The sequence below is a fragment of the Aquidulcibacter sp. genome, assembly GCF_049239865.1.
Taxonomy (GTDB): domain Bacteria; phylum Pseudomonadota; class Alphaproteobacteria; order Caulobacterales; family Aquidulcibacteraceae; genus Aquidulcibacter.
In genome coordinates this window covers 14183-39816 of sequence record NZ_JBMLTR010000031.1, presented here as the reverse complement: position 1 = coordinate 39816, position 25634 = coordinate 14183, and the positions used below count along the sequence as shown (strand labels likewise).

The 25634-nt window shown below is 56.6% G+C and carries 18 protein-coding genes; 13 read left to right on the top strand and 5 right to left on the bottom strand.

What is annotated here, in order from left to right; all coding sequences use genetic code 11:
• Window positions 1-76: 76 nt before the first annotated feature.
• Window positions 77-274 (top strand): hypothetical protein, encoded by a 198-nt coding sequence (locus tag ACOVRA_RS02770; RefSeq protein WP_290807714.1) that lies wholly within the window; start codon window positions 77-79, stop codon window positions 272-274.
• Here the strand turns inward: ACOVRA_RS02770 and ACOVRA_RS02765 are convergent.
• The 3 genes from ACOVRA_RS02765 to ACOVRA_RS02755 form a co-directional block, all read right to left on the bottom strand.
• Entirely contained in the window at window positions 271-1119 is an 849-nt protein-coding gene (locus ACOVRA_RS02765; RefSeq protein ID WP_421718955.1) for a DsbA family protein, read from the bottom strand. The genes ACOVRA_RS02770 and ACOVRA_RS02765 overlap by 4 nt on opposite strands.
• A gap of 53 nt (window positions 1120-1172) precedes the next feature.
• Window positions 1173-2720 carry a M48 family metalloprotease gene (locus tag ACOVRA_RS02760; protein ID WP_421718954.1) on the bottom strand — a complete coding sequence of 516 codons (1548 nt, stop codon included), beginning with the start codon at window positions 2718-2720 and terminating at the stop codon, window positions 1173-1175.
• Between the two features lie 214 nt (window positions 2721-2934).
• Window positions 2935-5442 (bottom strand): Rne/Rng family ribonuclease, encoded by a 2508-nt coding sequence (locus ACOVRA_RS02755; protein ID WP_421718953.1) that lies wholly within the window; start codon window positions 5440-5442, stop codon window positions 2935-2937.
• A gap of 498 nt (window positions 5443-5940) precedes the next feature.
• Here ACOVRA_RS02755 and ACOVRA_RS02750 point away from each other — a divergent pair, with 498 nt between their 5' ends.
• The 5 genes from ACOVRA_RS02750 to ACOVRA_RS02730 all read left to right on the top strand — a co-directional run bounded on the left by ACOVRA_RS02750 (window position 5941) and on the right by ACOVRA_RS02730 (window position 14545).
• Window positions 5941-7263: an N-acetylmuramoyl-L-alanine amidase gene (locus tag ACOVRA_RS02750; protein WP_421718952.1), complete on the top strand. Its 1323-nt coding sequence runs from the start codon at window positions 5941-5943 to the stop codon at window positions 7261-7263.
• Window positions 7264-7418: 155 nt separating this feature from the next.
• Window positions 7419-9845, top strand: a complete 2427-nt coding sequence (locus tag ACOVRA_RS02745) for a penicillin-binding protein 1A (RefSeq protein ID WP_421718951.1) — start codon at window positions 7419-7421, stop codon at window positions 9843-9845.
• Between the two features lie 95 nt (window positions 9846-9940).
• Window positions 9941-11062, top strand: a complete 1122-nt coding sequence (gene prfB, locus ACOVRA_RS02740) for a peptide chain release factor 2 (protein WP_290807703.1) — start codon at window positions 9941-9943, stop codon at window positions 11060-11062.
• Between the two features lie 6 nt (window positions 11063-11068).
• The gene (gene hrpB, locus ACOVRA_RS02735) at window positions 11069-13534 is read left to right on the top strand and encodes an ATP-dependent helicase HrpB (RefSeq protein WP_421718950.1); all 2466 of its coding nucleotides are present in this window, start codon (window positions 11069-11071) and stop codon (window positions 13532-13534) included.
• A 30-nt stretch (window positions 13535-13564) separates the two neighbouring features.
• Window positions 13565-14545, top strand: coding sequence for a threonine ammonia-lyase (locus ACOVRA_RS02730; protein WP_421718949.1), 981 nt, complete (start codon window positions 13565-13567; stop codon window positions 14543-14545).
• Window positions 14546-14554: 9 nt separating this feature from the next.
• On the opposite strand, the gene ACOVRA_RS02725 is transcribed toward ACOVRA_RS02730, so the two are convergent.
• Entirely contained in the window at window positions 14555-15814 is a 1260-nt protein-coding gene (locus tag ACOVRA_RS02725) for a TCR/Tet family MFS transporter (RefSeq protein ID WP_421718948.1), read from the bottom strand.
• Between the two features lie 683 nt (window positions 15815-16497).
• Between ACOVRA_RS02725 and gatC the strand changes: the two genes are divergently transcribed.
• From gatC to ACOVRA_RS02705, 4 genes are all read left to right on the top strand, one after another.
• Window positions 16498-16785: an Asp-tRNA(Asn)/Glu-tRNA(Gln) amidotransferase subunit GatC gene (gene gatC, locus ACOVRA_RS02720; protein ID WP_290801524.1), complete on the top strand. Its 288-nt coding sequence runs from the start codon at window positions 16498-16500 to the stop codon at window positions 16783-16785.
• A complete protein-coding gene (gatA, locus tag ACOVRA_RS02715) occupies window positions 16785-18263 on the top strand; it encodes an Asp-tRNA(Asn)/Glu-tRNA(Gln) amidotransferase subunit GatA (protein WP_421718947.1) in 1479 nt (492 codons plus the stop codon). Before gatC ends, gatA begins: the two co-directional genes overlap by 1 nt.
• Before the next feature lie 62 nt (window positions 18264-18325).
• Window positions 18326-19720 (top strand): NAD(P)-binding protein, encoded by a 1395-nt coding sequence (locus tag ACOVRA_RS02710; RefSeq protein ID WP_421718946.1) that lies wholly within the window; start codon window positions 18326-18328, stop codon window positions 19718-19720.
• A 39-nt stretch (window positions 19721-19759) separates the two neighbouring features.
• Window positions 19760-21250, top strand: a complete 1491-nt coding sequence (locus ACOVRA_RS02705) for a hydroxymethylglutaryl-CoA synthase family protein (protein WP_421718945.1) — start codon at window positions 19760-19762, stop codon at window positions 21248-21250.
• Window positions 21251-21256: 6 nt separating this feature from the next.
• Here ACOVRA_RS02705 and ACOVRA_RS02700 read toward each other — a convergent pair whose 3' ends face one another.
• Window positions 21257-21823, bottom strand: coding sequence for a hypothetical protein (locus tag ACOVRA_RS02700; RefSeq protein WP_421718944.1), 567 nt, complete (start codon window positions 21821-21823; stop codon window positions 21257-21259).
• 297 nt (window positions 21824-22120) lie between these two features.
• Between ACOVRA_RS02700 and ACOVRA_RS02695 the strand changes: the two genes are divergently transcribed.
• The 3 genes from ACOVRA_RS02695 to ACOVRA_RS02685 all read left to right on the top strand — a co-directional run bounded on the left by ACOVRA_RS02695 (window position 22121) and on the right by ACOVRA_RS02685 (window position 25607).
• Window positions 22121-23434 carry a hypothetical protein gene (locus ACOVRA_RS02695; RefSeq protein WP_421718943.1) on the top strand — a complete coding sequence of 438 codons (1314 nt, stop codon included), beginning with the start codon at window positions 22121-22123 and terminating at the stop codon, window positions 23432-23434.
• 82 nt (window positions 23435-23516) lie between these two features.
• Window positions 23517-24710, top strand: coding sequence for an acetyl-CoA acetyltransferase (locus ACOVRA_RS02690; RefSeq protein ID WP_298229014.1), 1194 nt, complete (start codon window positions 23517-23519; stop codon window positions 24708-24710).
• A gap of 252 nt (window positions 24711-24962) precedes the next feature.
• The gene (locus ACOVRA_RS02685) at window positions 24963-25607 is read left to right on the top strand and encodes a glutathione S-transferase family protein (RefSeq protein WP_421718942.1); all 645 of its coding nucleotides are present in this window, start codon (window positions 24963-24965) and stop codon (window positions 25605-25607) included.
• Window positions 25608-25634: the final 27 nt, after the last annotated feature.

Genomic DNA, 25634 nt, shown 5'->3' with positions numbered 1-25634 from the left:
TGACTCAAATTCCATCCATTTCCGCAAGCCAAGTCTAAGGCTTTGCTGAGACGATAGGGCGTCACAGGAGTGTGCTATGGATGTTTCGTCATTGATGAATGCTAAGATGCAGGCGCAAGCTGCTCATTTGCAGATGGCGGCTTTGCGCGCGGTTCAAGAAACGCCGGGCCAAGAGCGCGCGCTATCAACCCTGTCGCAAGCCATTGTGCAAAGCCAAGATGCTTTTGCGGTCAGTGCTGCAAAAGCCATCAGTGGGATTGATATTCTGGTTTAGCCCTTCTTGGGGCCACTTGCTGGAGGTGGGTTGGAGACATCCACACCAGCCGTCGCCAAAGCGTTTTCCAGCTCTTCCTGATTAAAGCCCGAAACCAATTTCCCATTGATCACAAAGCCGGGCGTGCCGCCAATATTGAGATTGGTGGCTTGATCGCGCATGCCTGTGATGGTCGCTTCCACTTGCGGCTTGTCCATATCGGCTTTGAGTTTTTCAACATTCAAGCCAACGGTGGCTGCGATTTGGAATATTTGTTCGGGGCTGAGGTCGCCTTGGGCGGTCATCAGGGCATTGTGCATTTGCAGATATTTGCCTTGATTGTGCGCTGCAATTGCCGCCTTGGCCGCAGTGGTGGAGTTTTCAGACAGAATTGGCAGCTCTTTAAAGATCACGCGCACATCTTTGCGGGTTTGCATCAGGTTAGAGACCCAACCTTGGGCCGCATGGCAGAAGCCGCATTTGTAATCAAAGAACTCAATCACCGTGATCTTGGCATTGGCCGGGCCAAAGCTGAATTGGGCATGGTCACTCTTCAGGCTCTTGAAGGCAGCAGCCACTTTCTCATTCTGCACGCGCGCTTGTTTCGTTTCAAAGGCGCGCTGGGCTTCCAGCAGGATCTCAGGATTGGCAACCAATTCATCGCGTATCAGAGCGCGGACGGCAGTTTGTTGTTCTGCAGTCAACGACTTCAAAACGTCGGCATTAACTGGCGCTGGCGTTACTTGTGCGGCGGTCGCTTTAGCTTCACCCGTTTCTGCGGCTTTCTCGCCCGGCTTAGAGCAGCTTGCGATGCTGAGTGCAGTGACTGACAGAGCGAGGAACGAGACAAAGTAATGAGGGCGCATCAGCGACTCCAAGAAATATGACTGAATTTCTATCAGATTTTATCGGATAACTCTTAATGTTTTGCGTGCGTCTCTGTATCGCCGTGATCATGAGCAGCGTCTTCCAAATTGACGACCCGCAGGAGGCCAACAGAAGTTTCTGGTGCCGTGATGCTGGACGCGATTGGTCTTTCGGGCATCAGGGTCAGAGGACGGGGGTCATTGCCCCGTCTCCCAGCCTTGGTGGCGATGGGGAGGGTAATGGTTGAGATGTCGAAGGCGCGACGCCATTCTGGCGTTGCCCGCACCAAATTGCGCATCGCAAGGTCCGAGAAACGGTGGGCGCGTAACAGGTCGCCCAAATTGTAAGCTTCTTCGGCAGTCGCAAGACGGGCGAGGCCAACTTGTCCATTGCGATCCGCCACTACTGCCAATTGGTTCCAAGCAAAGGCGTTTGATGGTTCCAGCCGCAAGGCAGCTCTCAAACTCGCTTCTGCTTCTACCCGTAGGTCCGCCCGCTCTGTTGCCAGAAGCGAACGGGCGAGGCCAATGAGGAGCAATGCCTCATTTGGGGCTAAGGCAACTGCGCGCCTGTTGGGCTCAATGGAGGCCTCGGCTTTGCCATTTTCGTAATAGATTTGCCCCAACAACTCATAAAAGAATGGGTTTTCAGGCTGTTCTGCGATTAATTTTTGGGTTTCTCGGACCGCAGTGGTTAGGTCGGGTGCGCGAAAGGCTGCTACGGCACGGGCATAGCGCGCGTAAATCGATTGATCCGAGGCTGGATATTTCACAAAGGTGCGCGCTGGCGTGTAGAGGAAGGCTTGGATCTTCGCCTGCATCATTTTCAGGCGGTCAATATCGGCAGGGCTATCCATCGCATCGCGATTGGTCTGCTCATTCACCCGGTTTTGCAGCGCCTGAATGCGGTCTCCCGACAGTGGGTGGGACCGAAAATAGGGCTCCCGACGGGAGTCTGACAAAATTTCATTATAGCGAAACTTGGTGAAAAATTCGAGCAAGCCGCGCCCGGATTGTCCAGACTTTTCGAGGAAGGTCACAGCCGCCTGATCGGCGCTGCTTTCTTGCACGCGGGTGAAGGTGAAGAAACTCAACATCGCAAATTGTTGCGAACTGGCCAAAAGCGCGGCACCAGCATCGGGCGCGCCCGCCGCAATCGCCAACAGGCCAAGCGCGATGGTCACATAGGCTGGCCGCATGGCCTCACGGATGTTGGCATCTGAACGCGCCAAATGGCCGCCGGAAATATGCCCGGTCTCGTGTGCAATCACACCCTTCAACTGGTTTGGTGTCTCGGTTTCGAGGATCAGGCCCGTGTGTAGAAAGACGTTTTGGCCATTGGTGACAAAGGCGTTCAACGTCTTGTCGCCGACAATGTAAATTTTCACATCATTGGGCGCGAGACCCGCAGCCTCGAAAATCGGGTTTGAGTAATCGCGCAACGTGCGTTCAATTTCGGCGTCGCGGACCAAGGATTGGGCCTGCGCTTGTGGCGCGAAAGCAATTGCCACTGCAAAGCCGATCACCCCAAGGTGGGGTAACCAGGAAGATTTGGTTCGAGCGGCCGGGGCATGCTTTTGGCTGGCTGTGTCTCTCATCATCTTGGACCATTCAACCTTTCCAAACGCGACCAATACGAGCCGCCATTCTACCACCAAACTGTTTTCATGGATAATAGGGCAATTTCGCGGCAGAGGTATGAACCTCAGCTGAAACCGTGACAAAGGATGGCACGATCGCATGTGACGAGACATAAAAAGGGCCAGATTCCGCTTGGAACCTGGCCCAGTTTTCTTTTAAGTCGTCGAACTGACTTTAGTTGCCAAACAGCTTTTGGGCATTGCGCGACCACCAGCCACTCTTGCGTGGCGCAGTAGGTTCCGTGCTGGCCGGTTCTGCTGCGACGTCAGTCTCTGCAGCCGGGGCTTCAGGGGCTGCTTCAACGGCTGTTTCCACCGCAGGTGACGCAACTTCTTCGGCCGCTTTGGCTGCTGCTTTTGAGCCGCGTGCAGCCCGTTTGGCCGGGGCCTTTTTGGAAGGCGCTTCCGCTTCTTCCACAACCGGTTCCACGACAATTTCCACAGCGGCAGGGGCTTCTTCAGTCTCAGCAACCGTAACCTCGTCGGCGGCCTCAGTGGCCTTCTTCCGGCTTGGGCGTTTGCGCTTGGCCGGTGCTTCTGAAACGGGCAGGGGCTCGACGGCAGGAGCTGCCGTCAATTCGCCAGCGGGCGCTTCTGCTTCGCCGCCGTCGACATGGATGGTTTCCATGCCAGCGATTTGAGGCTCTGTCTCACCATCTTCACTCTGAGGCTGACCTTCGGCCTGCCCCATACGCATGGCTTCGCCCTCACGTCTGCGGCGACCACCGCGACGCCCGCGACGACGACGACGACGGGCTTGGGCTTCTGCTGGGGTTTCCCCTTCAGGACCAGCCTCTTCCTCGCCATCTCCATCGTCACCGCTTGCACCTTCGACGGCCTCACCGGCTTCACCTTCGGCTTGAGAAGCGCGCACGCTTTCGCCTTCTCCGGCTTCATCACGGCGACCACCACGACGACGTCTCCGACGACGCTTACCGCCTTCGCGTGGACCTTCACCGTCTTGGCTTTCTTTGGCGCTGACTCGTTCTTCACCGTCGCCGTCGGCTTCGACTTGATCTTCGTCTTCATCGTCTTCGATGATTTCATCATCTTCGTCGATTGGATCGTCAATCTTCACATAGACGGGTACGAAATCATCCTCGAGCAATTCTTCGCCAAGCTCAACGATCTCAAAGCGGTATTGGCCTGGAGTCATGTCCGACTCGGCAAATACCCGCACCACGAGACCGCGCTCTTGAACGAGCCGGGTGAGGTGGTCGCGCTTTTCGTTCAGCAGATACAGCGCGGTTGCGATATCGGCATGCAAAGCGACTTCGCAATCCTTGCGGTTCGCGACTGCAGCCTCAACCGAGCGCAAGGCTTGTAGGCTGGCAGATTCGGGCGAGCGGACACGACCCGTGCCATCACATGTTGGACAAATGTGGCTGGAACCTTCCAACACGCCCGTACGGCGACGTTGGCGGGAAATCTCCAGCAGGCCGAAGCCCGAGATTTTGCCCATTTGGACGCGCGCACGGTCAAAGCGCAGCGCATCTTTCATCTTCTTTTCAACCGCACGGTCGTTGCGGTTCTCTTCCATGTCGATGAAGTCGAGGACCACGAGACCGGCCAAGTCGCGCAAGCGCATTTGGCGCGCGGCTTCTTCGGCGGCTTCCAGATTGGTTTTGAGAGCCGTTGATTCAATCGAACGCTCCCGCGTGGAGCGGCCCGAGTTCACGTCAATCGCGACCAAGGCTTCGGTCTGGTTGATGACGATATAGCCACCCGAACGCAATTGAACGATTGGTGAGTGAATGCTTTCGAGCTGGCTTTCCACTTTCATGCGCGAGAACAAAGGCGTCGCCGCTTTATATTGCTGCACTTTCTTCGCGTGGCTAGGCATCAGCATTTTGATGAAGTCTTTGGCTTCGCGGTAAGCTTCTTCGCCTTCCACCAAGATCGCGTCGACATCCTTGTCATAAAGATCACGAACCGCGCGCTTCACCAGATTATCTTCTTCATGGATCAAGGACGGCGCGATGGATTTCATCGTGCGCTCGCGAATATCGTCCCACAAACGGAGCAGATATTCATAATCGCGCTTGATCTCGGTCTTGGTGCGCTTGGCCCCTGCGGTGCGGATGATCAGACCCATTCCTTTGGGTACTTCAAGTTCGGAGATAACCGACTTCAAGCGCTTGCGGTCACCCACAGCGGTGATCTTGCGCGAAATGCCGCCACCGCGTGGGGTGTTGGGCATCAGGACGCAATAGCGACCCGCGAGCGACAAATAGGTCGTCAGCGCTGCGCCCTTATTGCCGCGCTCTTCCTTGACGGCTTGGACCAGCATGATCTGGCGGCGGCGAATGACTTCTTGGATTTTGTAGCGACGTTGGGCCGCGCGGCGGGCGCGAACTTGTTCGTCATCGCCATCACCTTCTTCATCAAGGGCGGCTTGCTCAGCTTCTTCCGCGAGTAAGGCTTCGCGGTCCGCTGCTGGGATCTGGTAATAGTCGGGATGAATTTCGCCAAACGCGAGGAAGCCATGGCGGTTGCCGCCATATTCCACAAAGCCTGCTTGTAGCGAAGGCTCTACCCGCGTGACTTTTGCGAGATAGATATTGCCGCGAATTTGCTTTTTAGAGGCGGATTCAAAGTCGAAGTCGTCGATTTGGTTTCCGGCGAGCACAACTACCCGGGTTTCCTCCGGATGCGCTGCGTCGATCAGCATTGTTTTGGACATAGATGTAAGCTCCAGCGCGCTGGCTCGGCCGCAGGGCAACGCAGTGGCGTCGTCTCCCGGTCAATGAGCGCGAATCGTAAAAGGTTGTTGGTGAAAGTCGGCGCTGAACGAAGCGCGATGGGAGAGCAGCACCCAGATCCCGGCCAAAAGGCCCATGCGAATGGCGCGTCTGCACCATAGCTTCGCTTAAGATCAATGTCTCTAAAAACAGAGTGGCGCGCACTGTCATCGCCGCGGAGCGTCCCGACTTATAATATGCCCAAAGGCATATCGAATGAACTGGTTGAGACTTGGCTTTCAAATGCGCAAGTCCGGTTCCAAAAAAACAACACGGCACAGATCAAAATTTGATCCAGTCCGCATCGAAGTTTACACTGCCTCACTTCGCACCGAAAGGGAAGCGCGACTTGCTTCCTGATTCCACATTGGACAGGTCCGGTGGGTTAAAGGTATCAAGCTAAGGCTTATTTCCACACAGATTCGGCAGTCGGACCCTTTATGAAGCCATTGTCTTATCAAACAGTGATTGCAGCCGTCATCCGCCTGCTATTGGTGCAGCGGAAATTCGCTTGGCGTTGGGCGGGACTATTGGTCCTTGCGCTGGGTTTAGCCTCGATTTCTTTTGACTGGCGGGCACCCCTAACAAAGGGCAGCCCAGAATTTACGCAGGCCCAAGCCCAGACGCGTGGCTTGCCCCGTGTCAGCGCGATCACAACGAATCAAGCAGCCGAAGCGACCATCGTCACCATTCGCCTAGATCAATCGATTAAATATCGTTTCTTTGCCTTGGCAGCACCTTCGCCGCGCCTCGTAATCGATATGCCGCGTGTCAATTGGGGGCTCGGCAATGGCAAGGCAGGCACTTTGATCGGTGAAGGTGGTGTGTCGCAAATCCGCTTTGCCGATAAATCGCAAGCTGAATCCCGTATTGTGCTAGACCTTACCGGGCCAATGCGGGTGCGAAAGCACGAGATTGTGGGCGTTCTTGGTGGACGACAATTGCGCTTGGAATTGGTGCCAACCAATCCCAATACGTTTTCCACCGCCGCACCTTTGCCCAAGCCGCGAGCGGTTGAAAAGGTCAATAGTGTGCCAACACCGATCCGGCCCAATGCCTCCGGACGTCGATTTGTGATTGTGATTGACCCCGGTCATGGCGGCAAGGATCCCGGCGCTACCGGTGTGTCGGGTACTTTGTTCGAGAAGGAAGTGACCCTCGCCAGCGCCATTTTGCTGCGCGATTATTTGCGACGCGATCGCCGGTTTGAAGTGATCCTGACCCGTGACACCGATGTGTTTCTCACCCTTGAGCGCCGGATTTTGATTGCACGCGATAAGCGCGCGGATTTGTTTATTTCATTGCACGCAGACTCCGCCCCTACAGGCTCGCGCGCGGTGGGCGCAACTGTCTACACCTTGTCTGAAGCCGGTGGGCAACGGGCGCGTCAGCTTCTGAATAACGACAATTGGTCAATTGCCCAGCCCAACCAGACCCAAGATAAATCGGTGATGGAAATCCTGCGCGATTTGACCCAACGCGACACCAAGAACCAATCCGCTATTTTCGGTCAGTCTTTGATCGGCGAAATCCGCAAGATTGGGCCAGTGACCCAGACCTCGCATCGGCGGGCCGGCTTCTTTGTGCTGTTATCACCGCGTGTGCCCGCCGTTTTGTTGGAAATGGGCTTTATGTCCCACCCCGAGGACGAGGCTCGCTTGGGTAATCCTCAGTTTCGCAGCCGTCAGATGGCCGCGACGGCCAAATCAATCAGCACCTATTTTGATCGGGTGCAGGTGATCAGCGGTGGGGCTACCAAATAGGAATGCCGCCTGCCTCGCTTCCGGCAGCGCAACTGGCAAAGGGCGCTTTAACTTGCGCGCCAAGCAGGCCATACTAGCCCACTATATTGGAGGCTGCGTGTGACAGGGCAAAAGCCCAAAACGACGCAAACTCGACCGAGAAAGACCTAGCGACGATGCGTTTTTTGAAGATCATTGCTCTGACCGCTCTGGTCGCGATTGCCATGGGCGTGATCGGTGCTGTGATTTTGGTCAATATGGCGCTGCAAGGTTTGCCAGATCACCAGAAGCTCGCAAATTACCAACCCGCCGTATCGAGCGCTATTTATTCTTCAGATGGTCGTCAGATCGGGCTGTTCGCGCGCCAAAACCGCTCCTACATTCCAATTGAGCAAGTGCCAGATCATGTGATCGCCGCCTTTATGGCCGCCGAGGACAAGGACTTTTACTCGCACTCGGGCGTTGATTTGATGGGTGTTGCGCGCGCGGTCGTGTTCAATATCAGCAATCTGGGTGAGCGTCGCATGCAGGGCGCGTCGACCATTACTCAACAGGTTGCTGAAAACGTCCTGCTTCTGGAAGATGCGCGCGGTTCCACCTTGGACAAGATTTTGTCAAAAGTTCGCGAAGCTTTGGTCTCTATCCGGATTGAAGAAGTTCTGACCAAAGATCAGATCATGGAGATTTATGTCAATCAGATCTTCTTGGGCTTCCGGTCTTACGGCGTTCAAGCCGCCGCTCAAACCTATTTCGGCAAAGACGTGCGCGATCTAACCATTGCCCAAGCCGCTTATTTAGGCGCGCTGCCTAAGGGACCGAACAATTATAACCCATTGCGTCACATGGATCGTGCCGTTGGTCGCCGCAATTGGGTGATTGAGCGCATGAAGGAAAATGGCTTCATCACTGCTCAGCAAGCGAAAGCTGCCCAAGCAGAACCTTTGACAGTCAATCCCAATCCACGTGGTAGTTGGACAGACCCCGATGCGGGCGAGTTTGTGGAAGAAGTTCGCCGCGACTTGATCCGCCGCTTCGGGAAGGACGCACCCTATTCACGTGGCTTTATCATTCGTTCGACCGTGGACTTGGATAAGCAGAAATATGCGCGGGAAGCCCTGACTGCCAGCCTCAACCGTTTAGATCCGCGCCGGACGCGGGGCTTTGCAGGCGCAGTCGGCATGATGAGTGTCAACGGCGACTGGGCGGCCCGTTTGGCCAAGGCGCGCTACTGGCGGCCAGACCCTCGCGCCGTCTTTGCCATCGTGCTGGATGATGCCCAATCCTTTGGCCTCACCAATGGCACCAAGGTTCCGATTCCTCAGGCGGATAAGGATTGGGCACTACGGTCTTCGAAACCTTTAGCGGATGGGGCTTTGGTCTGGTTGGGTCGGCGCGATGACGGCACCCTCCAATTGCAACGCCATCAGGGTATTCAGGGCGCACTGGTCTCGATCGATGTTCAGACTGGCTCTGTGATCGCCATGGCGGGCGGCATGGACGTCGAGGATTCAGGCTTTAACCGCGCGACCCAAGCTAAACGTCAGCCCGGATCGTCCTTCAAGCCGATCATTTACGCGGCAGCCTTGGAACAGGGCCTAACGCCTGAAACCAAGATTTCGGATGAGAAAATCCGCGGTGGTGGCTGGAGTCCTGAAAATGCGGACCGCCGATTCTATGGCGTGATGACCTTGCGCCAAGCACTGGTGATGTCGCGCAATACGGTAACTGTGCGGATTGCCCGTCGGATTGGGATGCGTCGTGTGGCCGATTATGCCCGTCGCTTTGGCGTTTATGATGATCTGCCCAATGACTTGACCATGGCGCTGGGGGCAGGGGAAACCACCGTGCTGCGCTTGACCTCTGCTTTCGCCGTTTTCCCCAATGGTGGTCGCTATATTCCGCCTGTCTTCTACGACCGCTTGCAGGACCCGCGTGGCCGTACCGTCTGGCGCTCTGACCGGCGCTCGTGCCCGGCCTGCGATACCGCCTTGAACCCCGATGCCGGGCCTCCGCAAATTGACCCTTGGGGCGTGCAAGTGATTTCGCCACGCACTGCTTGGGAAATGACGGGCATTTTGCGGGATGTGGTCTTGAAAGGCACAGGTCGCGGCGTGGATTTTGGTCGTCCGGTTGCGGGTAAGACCGGCACCACCAGCGACTATAAGGATGCTTGGTTCGTCGGCTTCTCACCCTCTATCGCGACCGGGGTCTATGTCGGCTACGACTTGCCGCGCACGATTTATCAAGGCGCTTCCGGTGGTCCCGTCGCTGGGCCAATCTTCAAGCAATATATGATGAAGGCGCATGAAGGCCGTCCGGTTGAGGATTTCACCGCCTCGCCCGAAGTCACGCGCGAAATCGAAGCCGAAGAGCGGATGAATATTCTGGCTGAGCTTCAAACCAATCCAGCAGGCGCTGCGGCCACTTTGGCGCAAATGCGCAGTGGTCGCACCGATGGGCCCCGCGTGGACACGCGTCCCGGAAGCTCGATCGTGATCGATGACACACCCGCCGCGCGTGCGCCTGCGGCCAAGAAAGCTGCGCCCAAGGCTGCGCCTGCACCCGCGCCAACAGCCGCGCCGAAAGCTGAAAAAGAAGGCTGACGACGCAAACTGACACCACTTTATGGCCGGTCTGGACCTTCAGGCCGGCCTTGCTTATGTCCGCCCTCTGCGTGGATTGATTTTGGAGAGACCTTATGCGCGCCGAACTTGAAGCGCTCAGTCGTGATATTAGTAAATCCGTGGCGCTCTTGCGTCGCCGGCTCGACTGGGATGTTGCCCTGCGCCGCTTGGACGAACTTGACGCGCTGAGTGAGCGGCCAGATCTGTGGAATAATCCCCAAGAAGCCCAAGGCCTCATGCGCGAGCGCAACCGTATTCAGGCCTCGGTTGAGGCGGTCCGCCACCTTGAACGCGACCTTTCTGACCATGTTGAACTCGCTGAAATGGCCGAAGCCGAAGGCGATGAGGATATGATTGAGGAAGCGCGCAAAGGGTTGCTCGAAGCGAAGACCCGCGCGGACCGCGCTGAATTAGAAGCACTTTTATCCGGCGAAGCCGATGGCAATGATGCCTATCTTGAAATCAACGCCGGAGCAGGCGGCACCGAGAGCCAAGATTGGGCCAGTATCTTGCGCCGCATGTATGTGCGCTGGGCGCAATCGCGCGGCATGAGTGTTGAAGAAATTGAAGAGAGCGTCGGTGAAGAAGCCGGGATCAAATCGTCGACCCTCTTGATCAAGGGCGAGAACGCCTTTGGATGGCTCAAGACGGAATCAGGCGTCCACCGTTTGGTGCGGATTTCGCCATTTGACAGCGCGGCCAAGCGCCATACCAGCTTCTCCAGCGTCTGGGTCTATCCGGTGGTCGACGACACCATCGTGATTGATATCCAAGACAAGGATGTGCGCATTGATACCTACCGCGCATCTGGTGCCGGTGGTCAGCACATCAACAAAACCGATTCCGCCGTGCGGATCACCCACTTGCCCACGGGCATTGCCTGCGCCTCACAACAAGAGCGCAGCCAGCACAAGAACCGCGATATTGCTTGGAAGATGTTGCGCGCCCGCCTCTATGAAATGGAATTGCAAAAGCGCGAAGCCGCAGCCAATGCGCTAGAAGATCAAAAGACCGATATTGGTTGGGGCCATCAGATTCGATCCTATGTGCTCCAGCCCTATCAGATGGTGAAAGACCTTCGCACGGGGGCTGAGACCTCGGACACGTCAGGTGTGCTGGATGGCGATTTGGATATGTTCATGGCAGCCTCGCTCGCCCAGCGCGTCGGGGTCGCCACCGACCCAGATCAAGAATAAGCGGCCATGTTGGCGGCCATTCCGCCAGATTTGCCAATTGTCGCCGTACTGGACCGCTTGGTAGAGGTCCTGCAGACCCAAAATTCTGCCGTGCTTGTTGCCCCGCCCGGGGCAGGCAAGACGACTTCGGTGCCTTTGGCTTTGCTGGATCAGTCGTGGGCGGCGGGTAAGAAAATCCTGATGCTGGCACCAAGGCGTTTGGCCGCTCGGGCCGCAGCCGCCCGTATGGCTGACTTGCTGGGCGAAGCCGTGGGCGAGACGGTCGGCTATCAAGTGCGGCTTGATAAGAAGATCAGTGCGCGCACCCGCATCGAAGTCATCACCGAAGGCATTCTCACACGGCGCATGCTGACGGACCCCGAACTCAGCGATGTTGCCGCCGTCATTTTCGATGAAGTCCACGAGCGCAATCTGGAGGGCGACTTAGGTCTGGCTTTGGCGCTCGATATTCAAGCGGGCCTGCGAGAGGATTTGCGCCTGATCGCCATGTCCGCAACCGTCGAAGGCGGGCAATTGGCGGCTCAATTGGGCGGCGCAGAGCTCATCGAGAGCGCTGGCCGACTCTACCCGATTGAGACTTTCTATGTCGGTCGCACGCAAGATCAGCCGATAGAAGGTCAAGCTGCCAACATTGCCTTGAAGGCCTTATCGAAAGGGCCAGGCGATGTGTTGGTGTTCTTGCCCGGCACGGCCGAGATCAACCGCGCTTATGAAGCCATTCATGCCAAAGCCGCCACGATGTCTTGTGCGGTCATCGCCTTGCATGGGTCTTTGAGCCCCGCGGAGCAGGATCAAGCGCTTCGCCCTCAAGCCGGCGTGCAACGCAAAATCATCCTTTCAACCGCGATTGCCGAGACCAGTCTGACCATTGAAGGCGTGCAGATCGTGGTCGACGCGGGTCTATCGCGCAGGCCGGCCTTTGAGCCCGATAGCGGCCTAACCCGCTTGGTGACGGTGCGCGCTAGCCGGGCAGCGTGCGATCAACGTCGAGGGCGGGCGGGTCGAACCGCGGCGGGGCAATGCTATCGTCTGTGGGAAGAGGCCGAAATGGGCGCGTTTCCAGCCTATGATCGCCCTGAAATTCTCGAAGCAGACCTTGCACCCTTGGTGCTGACTTTGTCGTCTTTTGGCGTGTCGGACCCCGCCAGTTTAAAGTGGCTGGACCCGCCCCCGGCACCAGCTCTGTGGGAAGCAACCAAGCTTCTGATCGATCTGGAGGCCTTGGAAGCACCAGCCGGTCAAGCCTCCCGCCTGACCCCACATGGCAAGAAACTGGTCAGTTTTGGCCTGCCACCGCGCTTGGCCCATATGATCGTGCGGGCAGGAGACCTGGGCTTTGGCGCAACGGCAGCGCATCTGGCAGCTTTGTTGAGCGAGCGTGGATTGGGTGGCACCTCGCCTGATCTGGAACACCGTCTGGTCTCATTTGCCCGTGACCGTTCGCCTCGGGCCAACAAGGCGCGCGCCCAAGCCCATGGTTGGGCAAAGCAAGTTGGCGCAACAGAGGCCCCTGTTGCAGAATTGGCAGGGCGGGCGCTGGCGCTTGCCTTCCCCGAGCGCGTCGCCAAAGCGCGCGACCGCCGCGGTGGCTTCATTTTGGTCAATGGCAGTGGCGGCGAATTGCCCACCCATGAAGGGCTGGCGACTGCCGAATTTCTGGCCATTGGTGCCCTGCAGGGCAAAGCCGCCAATGCGCGGATTAATGAGGCGGCGCGCCTCGATAAGGCCGATTTGGAAGCGCTGTTCGCAAACCAGATTGAAACCCGTACCCAGACCCAATTTGATCGGGCGAAAGGGACCATGCAGGGCCGCTATCAACGCCGCCTCGGCGCGCTAATCTTGGAAGAGCGCCCGGTTTCCTTGACCGCCGATCAGATTGAAGCGGGCCTGTTTGATGCGGTCCGCAGCCTTGGCCTCGACAAGCTCAACTGGTCGGATCGGGCCAAGTCCTTTGTCGAGCGCTTGAAATGGCTTTACGCCCGCTATCCCGACCAGTGGCCGCAGGGAAAGCCCGGGGCTTTAGAAGAGGCTTTGCAAGTCTGGTTGCTGCCTGCCTTGGTGGGGGTGAAAGACCTATCCGATGTGGATGTGGCCCAAGCGCTGGAGAACTTCCTCACTTGGCCAGAACGCCAAGCCATGGCGCAAGCCGCCCCGACCCATTTTGTCACGCCCCTCGAAACGCGCCACACGATTGAATATGCGGCAGAGCAAGGTCCGACAATTGAGGTTCGTGTTCAGGAATTATTCGGCCTAGAGCGTCATCCCATGTTGGCAGGCGGGCAGGTGGCTTTGGTGTTCCAATTGCTCTCCCCTGCCCATCGCCCCATCGCAGTCACTTCTAATTTGCCGGAATTCTGGAAGGCTGGTTGGCACGATGTCCGCAAGGACATGAAAGCGCGTTACCCGCGTCATGTCTGGCCCGAAGATCCCGCAACTGCGCAACCGACGGCAAGGGCTAAACCGCGCACTTGACCTGAAGCGCAGCGCGCGTGAGGAAGGGGCATGACCCTACCGACTTTCGAAGATGTGCTGGAAGCAGATCGCCGCATCCGCCCACTTGCTCTCGTCACCCCTTTATTGCGCGCCGATGCGCTCGATCAGGCGACCGGCGGCCAAATCTTTGTCAAGGCGGACTGCTTGCAGCCGCGTGGCGCGTTCAAAATGCGCGGGGCTGCCAACGCCATGTTGAAGATCCCGATGGAGGACCGCGCGAAAGGGGTTGTCGCATTTTCGTCTGGTAACCACGCCCAAGGCATCTCTTATGTCGCCAAGCATTTGGGCATGTCGGCTATTATTGTGGTGCCGTCGGATGCGCCTAAGGGCAAGCTTGAGTCGGTTGAGGCCGATGGTGGCAAGATCGTCACCTATGATCGCGTGCTGGAAAGCCGTGAGGCGATTGGGGCGGCGCTGGCAGCTGAGACAGGTGCGACCTTGATCCCCCCGTTTGACCACCCGGATGTGATTGCGGGCCAAGGCACGTGCGGTCTTGAGATCATTCATCAAGTGAGAGAGTTGGGGCTCGAGCTTGATACATTGGTCAGTTGTGCCAGTGGCGGTGGTTTGGCGGCGGGCATTGGCCTAGCCTTAGAGGCTCTTTCACCCAAGACCCAGCTCATCGGGGCAGAGCCTGTCTCCCACGATGATTTGACCCGCTCGCTCGCCTTGGGCAAACGCGTCGCCAATGAACCGGGCACGCGCACCATCCAAGATGCGTTGATGACGCAAATTCCCGGCGAATTGACCTTTGAGATTCTCGCCCGCGTCGGAACCAAAGGCGTCGCGGTAAGCGATGACGAAGTCCTCCATGCGATGGCGTTTGCCTTCAAATATCTGCGGATCGTGTTGGAGCCGGGCGGGGCGGCGGCATTGGCGGCGGTCCTGTCCGGCAAAGTGCCGGCCAAAGGCCAAGTGATTGCCGTGACCGGAAGTGGCGGCAATGTTGATCCCGAGATCTTCATTCGGGCATTGGCGATCAAGGTTTAAGGTGAGGCTTCAGTTTTTCGCTGACGCTTGATCGGCGCGGAATTGGCGCGCACCCGTGGCGGCGATCCCTGTTGCTATCAGCAAGCAGAATGCCGCCAAACTTAAAGCTACACCCGGCAGACTGGGGTCGCGCACGGGGGCAATAGACCAAGCAAAAATAGCGGTGAAAACAAGTGGGCCAACCATGTTGGTCGCCGCCTGCACCGCGCCGACTGCCCCTTGCAACCGACCTTGCTCCTCTGGACCGATCTGTCGGGTCAGGAGGGACTGAACAGCGGCACCATAAATGCCCGCCAAGGACGCAATCGGCACAGAAGCCCAAAGAATGTATTGATTGGGTGCCCACGCATAAAGCCCATAGCCAAGCGCGCCTAAGAACAGCCCCAAGATTAACGTTGAAACCTCACCAATGCGACGAATGATCGGTCCGACGAGGCCGGCCTGCACGATCATGGAACTCAGGCCCACCAAGCCTAAAGTGAGACCAGCCACATCAGACTCCCAGCCATAGCGATAAAAGCCGTAGAGGACGAAGGTGGAGGGATAAACCACTTGGGCGAAATCACACAAAGCGCGAATGAGCGTGAGCTTGAGGATTTTGGGGTTTGAACCAAGAAATTGGATCGAACCAATTGGATTGGCGCTGTTCCAGCGAAACGGCCTGCGATTTTCAGGTTTCAGAGATTCCTTCAGCATAATCAGCCCAAACAGACCATTTAGGGTACAAAGTCCGGCTGCGACGAAAAACGGTAGGCGTAGGTTAATGCCGCCGAGATAGCCCCCGATTGCTGGACCCAGAATGAAGCCAAGGCCGAAGGCAGCACCCAGCATGCCAAACTTTTGCGCGCGCGTCTCTTTGGGTTCGGTGTCCGCCACATAGGCATTGGCGGTAGAACCCACGGCGCTGACGGCACCAGATAGAATGCGCGATAGAAGCAACAACCAAAAGCCAGGTGCAAAGGCAGTCAGCAAATTTGAAAGAGCTTGGCCGAAATTGGAGATCAGCAGGATGGGCTTGCGTCCGATTTGGTCCGAGAGCGCACCCATAATCGGCATACTGATGAACTGCATCAACGCCCAGAAAAACCCAAACACCCCAATCATGTGGGCCGCTTCACCGACATCGCCGCCTGTCATTTCTTTCAAGAAATTTGGCAACACTGGAACAATCAGCCCTAGGGCCAACATGTCCAAGGTAATCGTAATAAAAACAAAGATAAAACCGGATGAGGCGCGCTTCTCAGGCACCTCAAGGTTGGGTGAAGGCATGGTCATAGCGCTGTGTGGCAGAAATTTCGTGCAACGACCATAGATGATGCATAAAAAAGCGTCATGCTCATGTTGTACGCAGCCACTGGTCATGACAGCGGAAATTGGTTCTGCTAACCTAAGGTCAGTTAGTTTTTATGTTGGAATCGCGTTTAGATCAATTTGAAGTGAAATATTCGAACTGAACAAGCATTCGTCGTCCATTTGGAAGTTGAGAGCGCTGGGTTGAATTTGTTTTACTGGAGCATCTTATGAAAGAAGTCGCACAGTCGCTGGCTTTATGGATCATTTTGGCCAGCCTAGTTATGTTCGTTTCGCGGACAGAAGCGCAAAGCACTTACACACAAGAAGCAAGAACTTGCTCTGAAGGTCGCAACCTAAGCGATATTAGCACGTATCTGTGCCGATAAGGCGGGAATACAGGATCTGCCCTATTTCAAATATTTGGTAGTAGCTGATAAGCAAACGCGCCTTCCTTCTCGCCCTAAGGTTAAAGCTTTTCTGCCTCGACGGATTTGGCCATCACGAGAAACTGCGGTGTGGGAGACGGGGATAAGTAAATTGCGAACCTGCCCCGTTGCGCTGCAAGACTCTGCCTCAGAATGGCGGGCTTACTGGCCTCTATCCTTGCTCTTGGCGGCTTGAGCCGTTAGCGACAAGTCGACAATAAGGACCTTCAACCCATGGCAGTAGACGCAAACACCGTGCGGCGTGTCGCCCGATTGGCGCGCATCCACGAACCAGATTCCCGGCTTGAAAGCTTGGCTGGCGAATTGAACACCATCCTCGGCTGGATTGAGATGCTCAATGAAGTCGACGTCGAAGGTGTTGAGCCCATGACCAGTGCGGTGGAAACCACGCTGCCGCTGCGTGAAGATGTTGTGACCGATGGTGGTAACTCGCAAAAAATCGTCGCCAATGCGCCCCGCAGCGCGGATGGCTTCTTTGTGGTTCCAAAGGTGGTTGAATAATGACCCAATTGACTGAACTGACACTCGCCGCAGCCCGCGACGGTTTGGCGTCTAAGGCCTTTTCCGCGGTCGAACTGGCCACCGCCTTTAATAAAGCCATCGAAGCCGCCAATCCAAGCCTCAATGCCTATGTGGTGACCACGCCTGAGAAGGCGCTGGAAATGGCTGCCGCTTCGGACGCGCGTTTAAAGGCCGGCAATGCGGGTGCCTTGGAAGGCATTCCCTTGGGCATCAAGGATTTGTTCTGCACCGAAGGCGTGCGCGCAACTGCCTGTTCCAACATATTGGGTGAGTTTAAGCCCACCTATGAAAGCACGGTCACCAGCCAGCTGTGGCGCGACGGTGCGGTGATGTTGGGCAAACTCAATATGGATGAGTTCGCGATGGGCTCGTCGAACGAAACCAGCCGCTTTGGCCCTGTGGTCAATCCATGGAAGCGCCAAGACGGGGCCAATGCGTCTTTGACGCCGGGCGGCTCGTCGGGTGGGTCGGCCGCAGCGGTTGCCGCAGATTTGTGCTTGGGCGCGACGGCGACCGACACGGGCGGCTCAATCCGTCAACCAGCGGCTTTCACCGGCACGGTCGGGATTAAGCCAACCTATGGCCGCGCCAGCCGCTTTGGCATTGTCGCCTTCGCCAGCTCGCTCGACCAAGCTGGCCCGATTGCCAAGACGGTTTTGGATAGCGCGATCCTGTTGGAATCCATGTGTGGTCACGACCCAAAGGATTCCACCAGCCTGCAAATCCCCGTGCCCGATTTCGCAGCCGCGGTTGCGCGTGGCGTGAAGGGCCTAAAGATCGGGGTTCCAAAGGAATATCGCGTCGACGGCATGCCAGAAGCCATTGAGAAGCTGTGGAGCGATGGCATTGCGTGGCTGAAAGATGCCGGCGCAGAAATCGTCGATGTCTCGCTGCCACACACCAAATACGCTTTGCCCTGCTATTACATCGTGGCCCCAGCGGAGGCTTCGTCCAACCTTGCCCGCTTTGATGGCATGCGCTTTGGCACCCGCGTTGAGGGTGAGACTTTGACCGAAGTCTATGAGCAAAGCCGGGCGCAAGGCTTTGGCAATGAGGTGAAGCGGCGGATTCTGATCGGCACCTATGTGCTGTCGGCTGGCTATTATGACGCCTATTATCTGCGCGCCCAACGCGTTCGCACCAAGATTGCCGAAGACTTCCGCTTGGCTTGGCAGAAGTGCGATGCGCTTTTGACCCCGACGGCGCCTTCGGCCGCCTTTGGTTTGGGCGAGAAGAGCGATGATCCCATCCAGATGTATCTCAATGACGTCTTCACCGTGACGGCGAACCTGGCTGGCCTGCCTGGTATTTCGGTACCCGCAGCCCTTGATTCGCAGGGGCTTCCGTTGGGCTTACAAGTCATTGGACGGGCTTTGGACGAAGAGACGGTGTTTGCCGTTGCGGGTGTGCTTGAAGCGCAGTCTGGATTCAACGCTAAGGCGAAATCCTGGTGGTAAATCCTGACGCAAGCCTCTAAGCTTTCAAAAAGCTTTGAGGTTTGATTCAGGAAGGGCCGCTCATGGAAACCGATTATCTGATTGTTGGGGCAGGGGCCGTTGGTCTGGCTTTCGCCGATACTTTGTTGGATCAAACTAAGGCCCACATCACGATTGTGGATCGCCATGGCAAGCCCGGTGGCCATTGGAACGATGCCTATAGCTTTGTCTCCTTGCACCAGCCTTCGGCCTTTTATGGCGTGAACTCGCTGCCGCTGGGCCAAGACCGCATTGACGAGACCGGGATCAATCAAGGCCTGTATGAGTTGGCGTCAGGCCCAGAAGTCAGCGGCTATTTCGAGAAGGTCATGAACCAGCGGCTCTTGGCCAGTGGGCGCGTCAGCTATTTCCCGATGTCCAATTATCTCGGTGACGGGCGCTTTGTCTCCTTGCTCTCGGGCAAGGAAACCGAAGTGCACATCCGCAAGAAAACGGTCGATGCCACCTATTTCGGGACAACGGTTCCTTCGACGCACAGACCTAAGTTTGCGATTGAGGAAGGCGTGGACTTTGTCCCCTTGAATGAGCTGCCGCATTTGTGGAAGCGCAGCCAAGGCATGCCCAAGCATTTTGTGATCGTCGGGGCTGGCAAGACCGGGATGGACGCAGCCTGTTGGCTGTTGGCCTCTGGGGCTGACCCTGACTCCATCAGTTGGATCATGCCGCGCGATTCTTGGCTGCTGAACCGCCGCAAGACCCAACCCGGCCTCGACTTCTTTGACGAAACCATCGCGGGCCAAGCCGATATGATGGAGGCCTGTGCAGAGGCAAAAGATGTCGACGATTTGTTTGACCGCTTGGAAGCCTGCGGGGTCATGCTACGCATTGATCCCAATGTGCGCCCAACCGTCCACCGCTATGCGACGGTCTCGACCGGGGAAGTCGCGCAATTAGCCCGCATAAAGCACGTGATCCGCAAGGGCCGCGTGACCTCAATCAGCCCGACCTTAGTTGTTCTGGAAGGTGGGCAGGAAAGTTTTGGCGAGAATACCCTCTTCATCGACTGCTCGGCCACGGCGGTCGAGGATCGCCCAGCGGTGCCGGTGTTCCAAGATGGCTTGATCGTGCCACAAATGATCCGCATCCCTCAGCCGGCTTTCAGCGCGGCTCTCGCAGCCTATGTTGAGGCTAATTATGAGGATGATTCCACCAAGAATGGCCTTTGCGGATCCATTCCCTTGCCGCGGACTTTGGACATGTATCCCCGCGCTGTTCTGGGCAATATGATGAACCAATTGGCGTGGAGCCAAGACCCCAAATTGCGCGATTGGATTCGCGAGTCGCGTCTTGATGGGTTTGGAAAAGTGATCGCTTCGGTTGATCCCAATGACCATGACAAAATGGCCGTGCTGAAGAAGTTTCGGAAGTTCGCCATGCCGGCGGCGGCCAACCTCACCAAATTGATCCCGCCATCTTGAAATGCGACCAGCCACGCGCCAGAGTGGATCAACACAAGAATGAATAACAAAGCTCTGGGAGATGGCGCGATGATTGGGATTACAGCCTTTGGGGCCTATGTGCCGCGCTTGCGTTTGCAGAAGAAGGCGATGGCGCAAACCAATGCGTGGCTCGCGCCCAATCTGATGGGCAAGGCCAAGGGCGAACGTGCCTTTGGCAATTGGGACGAGGATGCGATTACCTTCGCCGTCGAAGCTGCCCGCGATGCTTTGGGCCCAGAGGATGACCGCTCGCATATCAAGGCACTCTATTTTGCTTCTACCACCGCGCCCTTCGCTGACCGCTTGAACGCAGGCATTGTGCAAGCGGCTTTGACGCTCGAACCGACCATCCAAGCCGCCGATATCTCCGGGACGCAGAAAGCTGGCGTGACGGCGCTGGCGCAAGCCTTATGCGTTGCCAATGGCGCGCCCGAAGGTGCCAATCCGTCTATTCTGGTCGCAGCTGGAGACCGGCGCGTGCCAAAGGCTGTTTCCGCTCAAGAGTTTGACTATGGCGATGGCGGGGCGGCCATGGTGGTTGGGCGCAACAATGTTCTTGCCGAATGGATCGGCGGGGCCGCCAGTACGGTTGATTTTGTCGACCATTTTCGCGGTGCCGATGAGGCCTTTGACTATCAATGGGAAGAGCGTTGGATCCGCGACGAAGGCTATATGAAAATTGTACCGCCAGTTCTCACGCGCGCTTTGGCAAGCGCAGGACTAGAGGCCTCGGCCGTCGATCATTTCATCCTGCCCAGCACCTTCAAGGGCATCGCCGAAGGCATCGCCAAGCGCTTGGGCCTGAAGCCCGAAGCGGTCTCTGACAATTTAGGTACGATCGTGGGCGAGACGGGCTGTGCGCATGCACTCCTGATGCTGGCTGGCGTGTTGGAGAAGGCGAAAGCTGGGCAGACGATTTTGGTCGCCCAATTCGGTCAAGGCTGTGAGGCGCTTGTCTTTAAAGTCACCGACGCCATCACCCAATTCAAGCCGCGCTTGGGCCTGTCCGGCTGGCTCACCAATCGGAAGGAAGAGACCAGCTATATGAAATATCTGGTCTTTAATGGCTTGGTGGAGTGGGATAAGGGGATGCGGGCGGAAAAGGACAATAAAACCGCTTTGACCACGCTCTACCGCTATAATGACGGTATTTTAGGGCTTGTTGGGGGCCGCTGTCAGGTGACAGGCACGGTTCAATATCCCCGCACCCGCATTTCGGTTGCGCCCAATTCGCCCGAAGTCGACAGCCAAGAGCCCTATAAGTTCGCCGAACGCGCTGCCAAAGTGCTGACCTATTCGGCGGACTATCTGACTTATTCGATGAACCCACCCAATCATTATGGCCAGATCGACTTTGAAGGCGGTGGCCGGATCTTCATGGATATCGCCGATGTTGAGCCCGGTGAGATCGATAGCGGCACGCAAGTTCGTATGGCTTTCCGTGTGAAGGAGTGGGACGACCGCCGCGGCTTCACCCGCTATTTCTGGAAGGCTGTTCCCGTGCGGTGAGGGAATTTACTGCTTAGTTGGCGAGAAAGTTGGGATATCCTCGGTAAAGCCAAACACTTCGACGTCCAATGGCATAGAGCCATAGTCGGCATTCTTGCAGCCTAGCTCTTTTGTCGCTTTGTCTCGAAGCGACCATTGCACTTGCCAGCTTGTTTTGCCGACAAGGGGAAAGATTTTATTGCCGCCAAGCCCGAGTAAAACCTCGGTTTTAATGGCGGCCTCTGAATTGTCGCTGGGTCGATAGGACAAGAGAATTTCTTTGTCACATTGGTTTGGATTGCGCCAAGACACCACGAGCCGACGGTCCGGGCTGACGAGGAATTGTTGCGGGGCTTCCTTGAGAATTTTGGTTTTGCGGCTAGTGTTAAAGGGCTCGGGCAGATAGATTTGTTCCGACTGTCCGTTGGATTTTTGACGGTCGAGCAGGAGGAGCGCCTTGGTCGTCAAATAAATGAATGCAATGACAAGCCCGAGTGCGATCCAACCGACAGTTTCACTAGGATTTGGCAGGCGTGACCTGTCAGAGTCAACGCGCGTGATTTTTATCTTAGCCCTGACGTCATAATCTGGCACTAATCACCCCTAAAGTAGGTGCATTATAGGATTGGTTGTAAGGGGTTACAAGGCCACTTCGACTTGCACGGTACTTTCACCCGACACAGACGAGGTCAGCCCCGATGACATCAGCCAATCGGTGAAAGGCTGGTTTTTAGATGAGGAAGCGGTTTTGGGCAGTTGAAGCGGGATGAAGTGGCAAGCCCTTTCGCGAACCTTACCTTCAATTTAGTAGACCCAAAGCCTTTACCCCTGTAACCACCAGACAGGTCGCACCGTAGGCCAATTGAAACGGGCAGGAAGAGGGACAAACCTATGGGATTGCGTCGAAAACTTGTTTTGGGGGCTGTTCTGATCGTTACGGGGCTAGCTTTAAGCGCTGGGGGATGTGCCCTGCAACGCCTTCCCAATGTCCCCCAAGAGATCACGGGTCCGCCCGCCTCACCACCCGTTCTGGCAGCATTCAAGTCTGACCCAGCGGTCCAAACCCAAGAAGACTGGCAAGACCGCCGCGCGCCCTTATTGAAAGCCCGCTTCCAAAGCGAAATCTATGGCGCGATGCCCGGACCCGCAGCCTATGAGATCGTTAGTCGCGAACTTCTTCAAAAGCCCGAGAAGGGCGCGATCGGCACGATTGAGCGCATCACAATTGCCATTAAAACGGCGCAAGCGGGCCCCTGGCCCGGTGGTCACCCGACCGTTGATTTGATTTTGATGATCCCCAAGGGCAAGGGCCCATTCCCGGTTATCGCAGGCGGCACTTTTTGCGGCAATGACGCCCTTCTGCCGAAACAGCCGGGCGTGCGCACAACCAGCATGGCCTTGCCGCAAGAGTGCGGCGGCGGGGCACCAGGTTTTCTGGTCACCGCTATTTTCGGCAGGCATGCCAATGCACCGCCTTGGGAGACCTTGGCTGAGAAAGGTTATGCCTTGGCATCTTGGCATCCAGGCGATGTGGTGCCCGACGTGCCTGTGGTAGCTGAACCCTATCTACAAGCTTTGACGCCTGTTGGCACGCCGCCTGACAAGCGCACGGGGGCCATTGCGGCTTGGGCGTGGACCTCCTCGCGCGTGGTGGACGTTTTGAGCGCGGACCCGCGATTGGACCCTAAACGGGTGCTGCTATGGGGACACTCCCGCCATGGAAAAGCTGCCTTGTTGTCTGCTGCCTTTGACCCAAGGCCAGCAGCCGTTTGGGCTTTACAGTCTGGTACCGCAGGGGCTGCATTGGGCCGCGATGATGTGGGAGAGTCGGTGGCCGACATCACAACGTCTTTCCCCCATTGGTTTGCCCCGGCCTACCGTGCCTTTGCGGGCAAACCCGCTGACCTGGACGTCGATCAGCATCAATTGATCGCGCTTCTGGCACCTCGCCCTGTCCTGATCGGTACGGGACGGCGGGACCAATGGGGTGACCCGCATGGCAGTTTCCGGGCGTTGAAGGGGGCCGACCCCGCCTATCAACTCTTTGGCGAGTCAGCCTTTAGCCAGACCAAACTGCGGCAACCCGATGGCACAGGCGTCTTGGCCTTTTACATGCGGCCAGGTCTGCACGGCATCCACACAGAGGATTGGGCAGAAGCACTTTCCTTTTTTGATCGCACCGTTCAAAAGCCCGCATCAAACTAGCCAAACAGCCGCTTGAAACCCGGATCAATCTGGGTCACAGTCTCCCAAAATAAAAAGTAATTCGGTTCAGGGAGGCATCAGCATGGCCGCAGGAATTCGTGACAAAGTCGCCGTCATTGGCATGGGTTGTTCCAAGTTCGGAGAGCGTTGGGATTGCGGCCCGGAAGAATTGATGGTCGAGGCTTATCTAGAGGCTATGGCCGATGCGGGGATTGAGCCGACCCAATTGGATGCGGCTTGGTTTTCCACCCATATTGATGAGATTGGCACCGGCAAGGGCGGCACACCTTTGTCTATCGCTTTGCGTCTGCCCAATATCGCCGTCACACGGGTTGAGAATTTCTGTGCGTCAGGCTCTGAGGCTTTTCGCGGCGCGGTCTATGCGGTCGCCGCTGGTGCTGCCGATATCGCGATTGCTGTAGGTGTCGAGAAGCTGAAAGACACTGGCTATGGCGGCCTGCCCACAGGCAATATGGGCACTTTTATCCCCCAGACGGCACCCAATGGCTCGGCCCCCGGTAATTTCGCGCAATTGGCCAGTGCCTATCGCGCCAAGCACACGGTTTCTCGCGAAGACCTTAAGCGCGCCATCGCCCATGTGTCCGTCAAGAGCCACGCCAATGGGTCGAAGAATCCGAAGGCGCATTTGCGCAATGTGGTGACCGAAGAACAAGTCATGGCTGCCCCAATGATCGCAGAGCCTTTGGGCCTGTTTGATTGCTGTGGCGTGTCGGATGGTGCTGCGGCTGCCATCGTCACGACGCCCGAAATTGCCCGCGCTTTGGGCAAGAAGGACTTGGTCTATGTGAAAGCCCTACAGCTGTCGGTCTCTAACGGGATGGAGAGCCAGCATAATTCGTGGGATGGCTCTTACTTCCATACTGCCCGCATCGCCGCGAAAAAGGCCTATCTTGAGGCCGGCATTGAGCGGCCGCGTGACCAGATTTCGATGATTGAGGTCCATGATTGCTTCTCTGTGACGGAGCTTGTGACCATGGAAGACTTGTTCATCTCGCCTGAAGGCCAAGGCTGGAAGGACGTCATGAACGGCTTTTATGATGCCGATGGCCAAGTGCCCTGCCAGATTGACGGCGGGCTGAAATGCTTTGGCCATCCGATTGGAGCCTCGGGTCTGCGGATGCTTTATGAAATGTATTTGCAATTGCAGGGTCGGGCGGGTGATCGCCAATTGTCGAACCCCAGTTTAGGGCTGACGCACAATCTGGGTGGAGCGCCTGCAAGTAATGTCTGTTCTGTCGCGATTATTGGCCTTTAAGGCGACTGCGCCTTTGGACTTGCTATTCATTGCGCGCAAAGACCGTCATCTGACGACAATGGCTAGTCAATTCTTGTGAATTGACTGCACAGATTGGGCTTTGGGCTGTCAAAGTTGTTGGCCAGACGCGCATGTGGCGCTACCTATCCTCTCAAGAATGGCGCGCTGCGCGAGTCGAAATTGATTGATAAGTATCTGTCCCATCGGCAGCCAAAGCACGCGATTTGTTATAAGAACCAGGGAGCTTGAGTGATGAAATTATATGGAAGTGACCTTTCCCCGTTTGTGCAGCGCGTGAAGATGCAGATTGCCGCTAAGGGTTTGGAAGTCGAGTATTTGCCACCCCCAGGCGGCGGTATGAAAAGCGAAGAGTTTCTGGCTATCAATCCAATCGGGAAAATCCCTTGCTTGGTAACGGACTCGGGCATGTCCTTGCCGGAGTCGGAAGTCATTCTCGAATATCTCGAAGATGCATTCCCGAAGCCAGCTTTGCGTCCTCGCAAGCCTGAAGAGCGTGCGCAAGTGCGCCTCATCTCGCGCGTGAATGACATCTATGTCGGCCCGGCGATGGGCAAGATTTTTGGTCTGATGGGCCCTGGCAAAGATCCTGAAGCCATCAAAGCCGCGATTGCGGACGTCAATACCGCTTTGGGTCATCTCGAACATGTGCTGACGAGCAAGAAGCATGCGGCTGGCAATAAGTTCAGCTTGGCAGATTGCACCATCACCCCAAGCCTGTTCTTCGTGGTCAAGATCCTGCCGGTTATGGGCGTGAAAGCACCTTTGAAGAATTTCAAGAAGATCGCCAAATATTGGAAGACCCGCGAGAAAGACGCAGTGACCGTGAAGGCAATCGAAGAGATGACGGCAGAAATGAAGGCCCGCTTCGGGATGTAATTTCTACCAAATCAAGTCGTCAAAAGG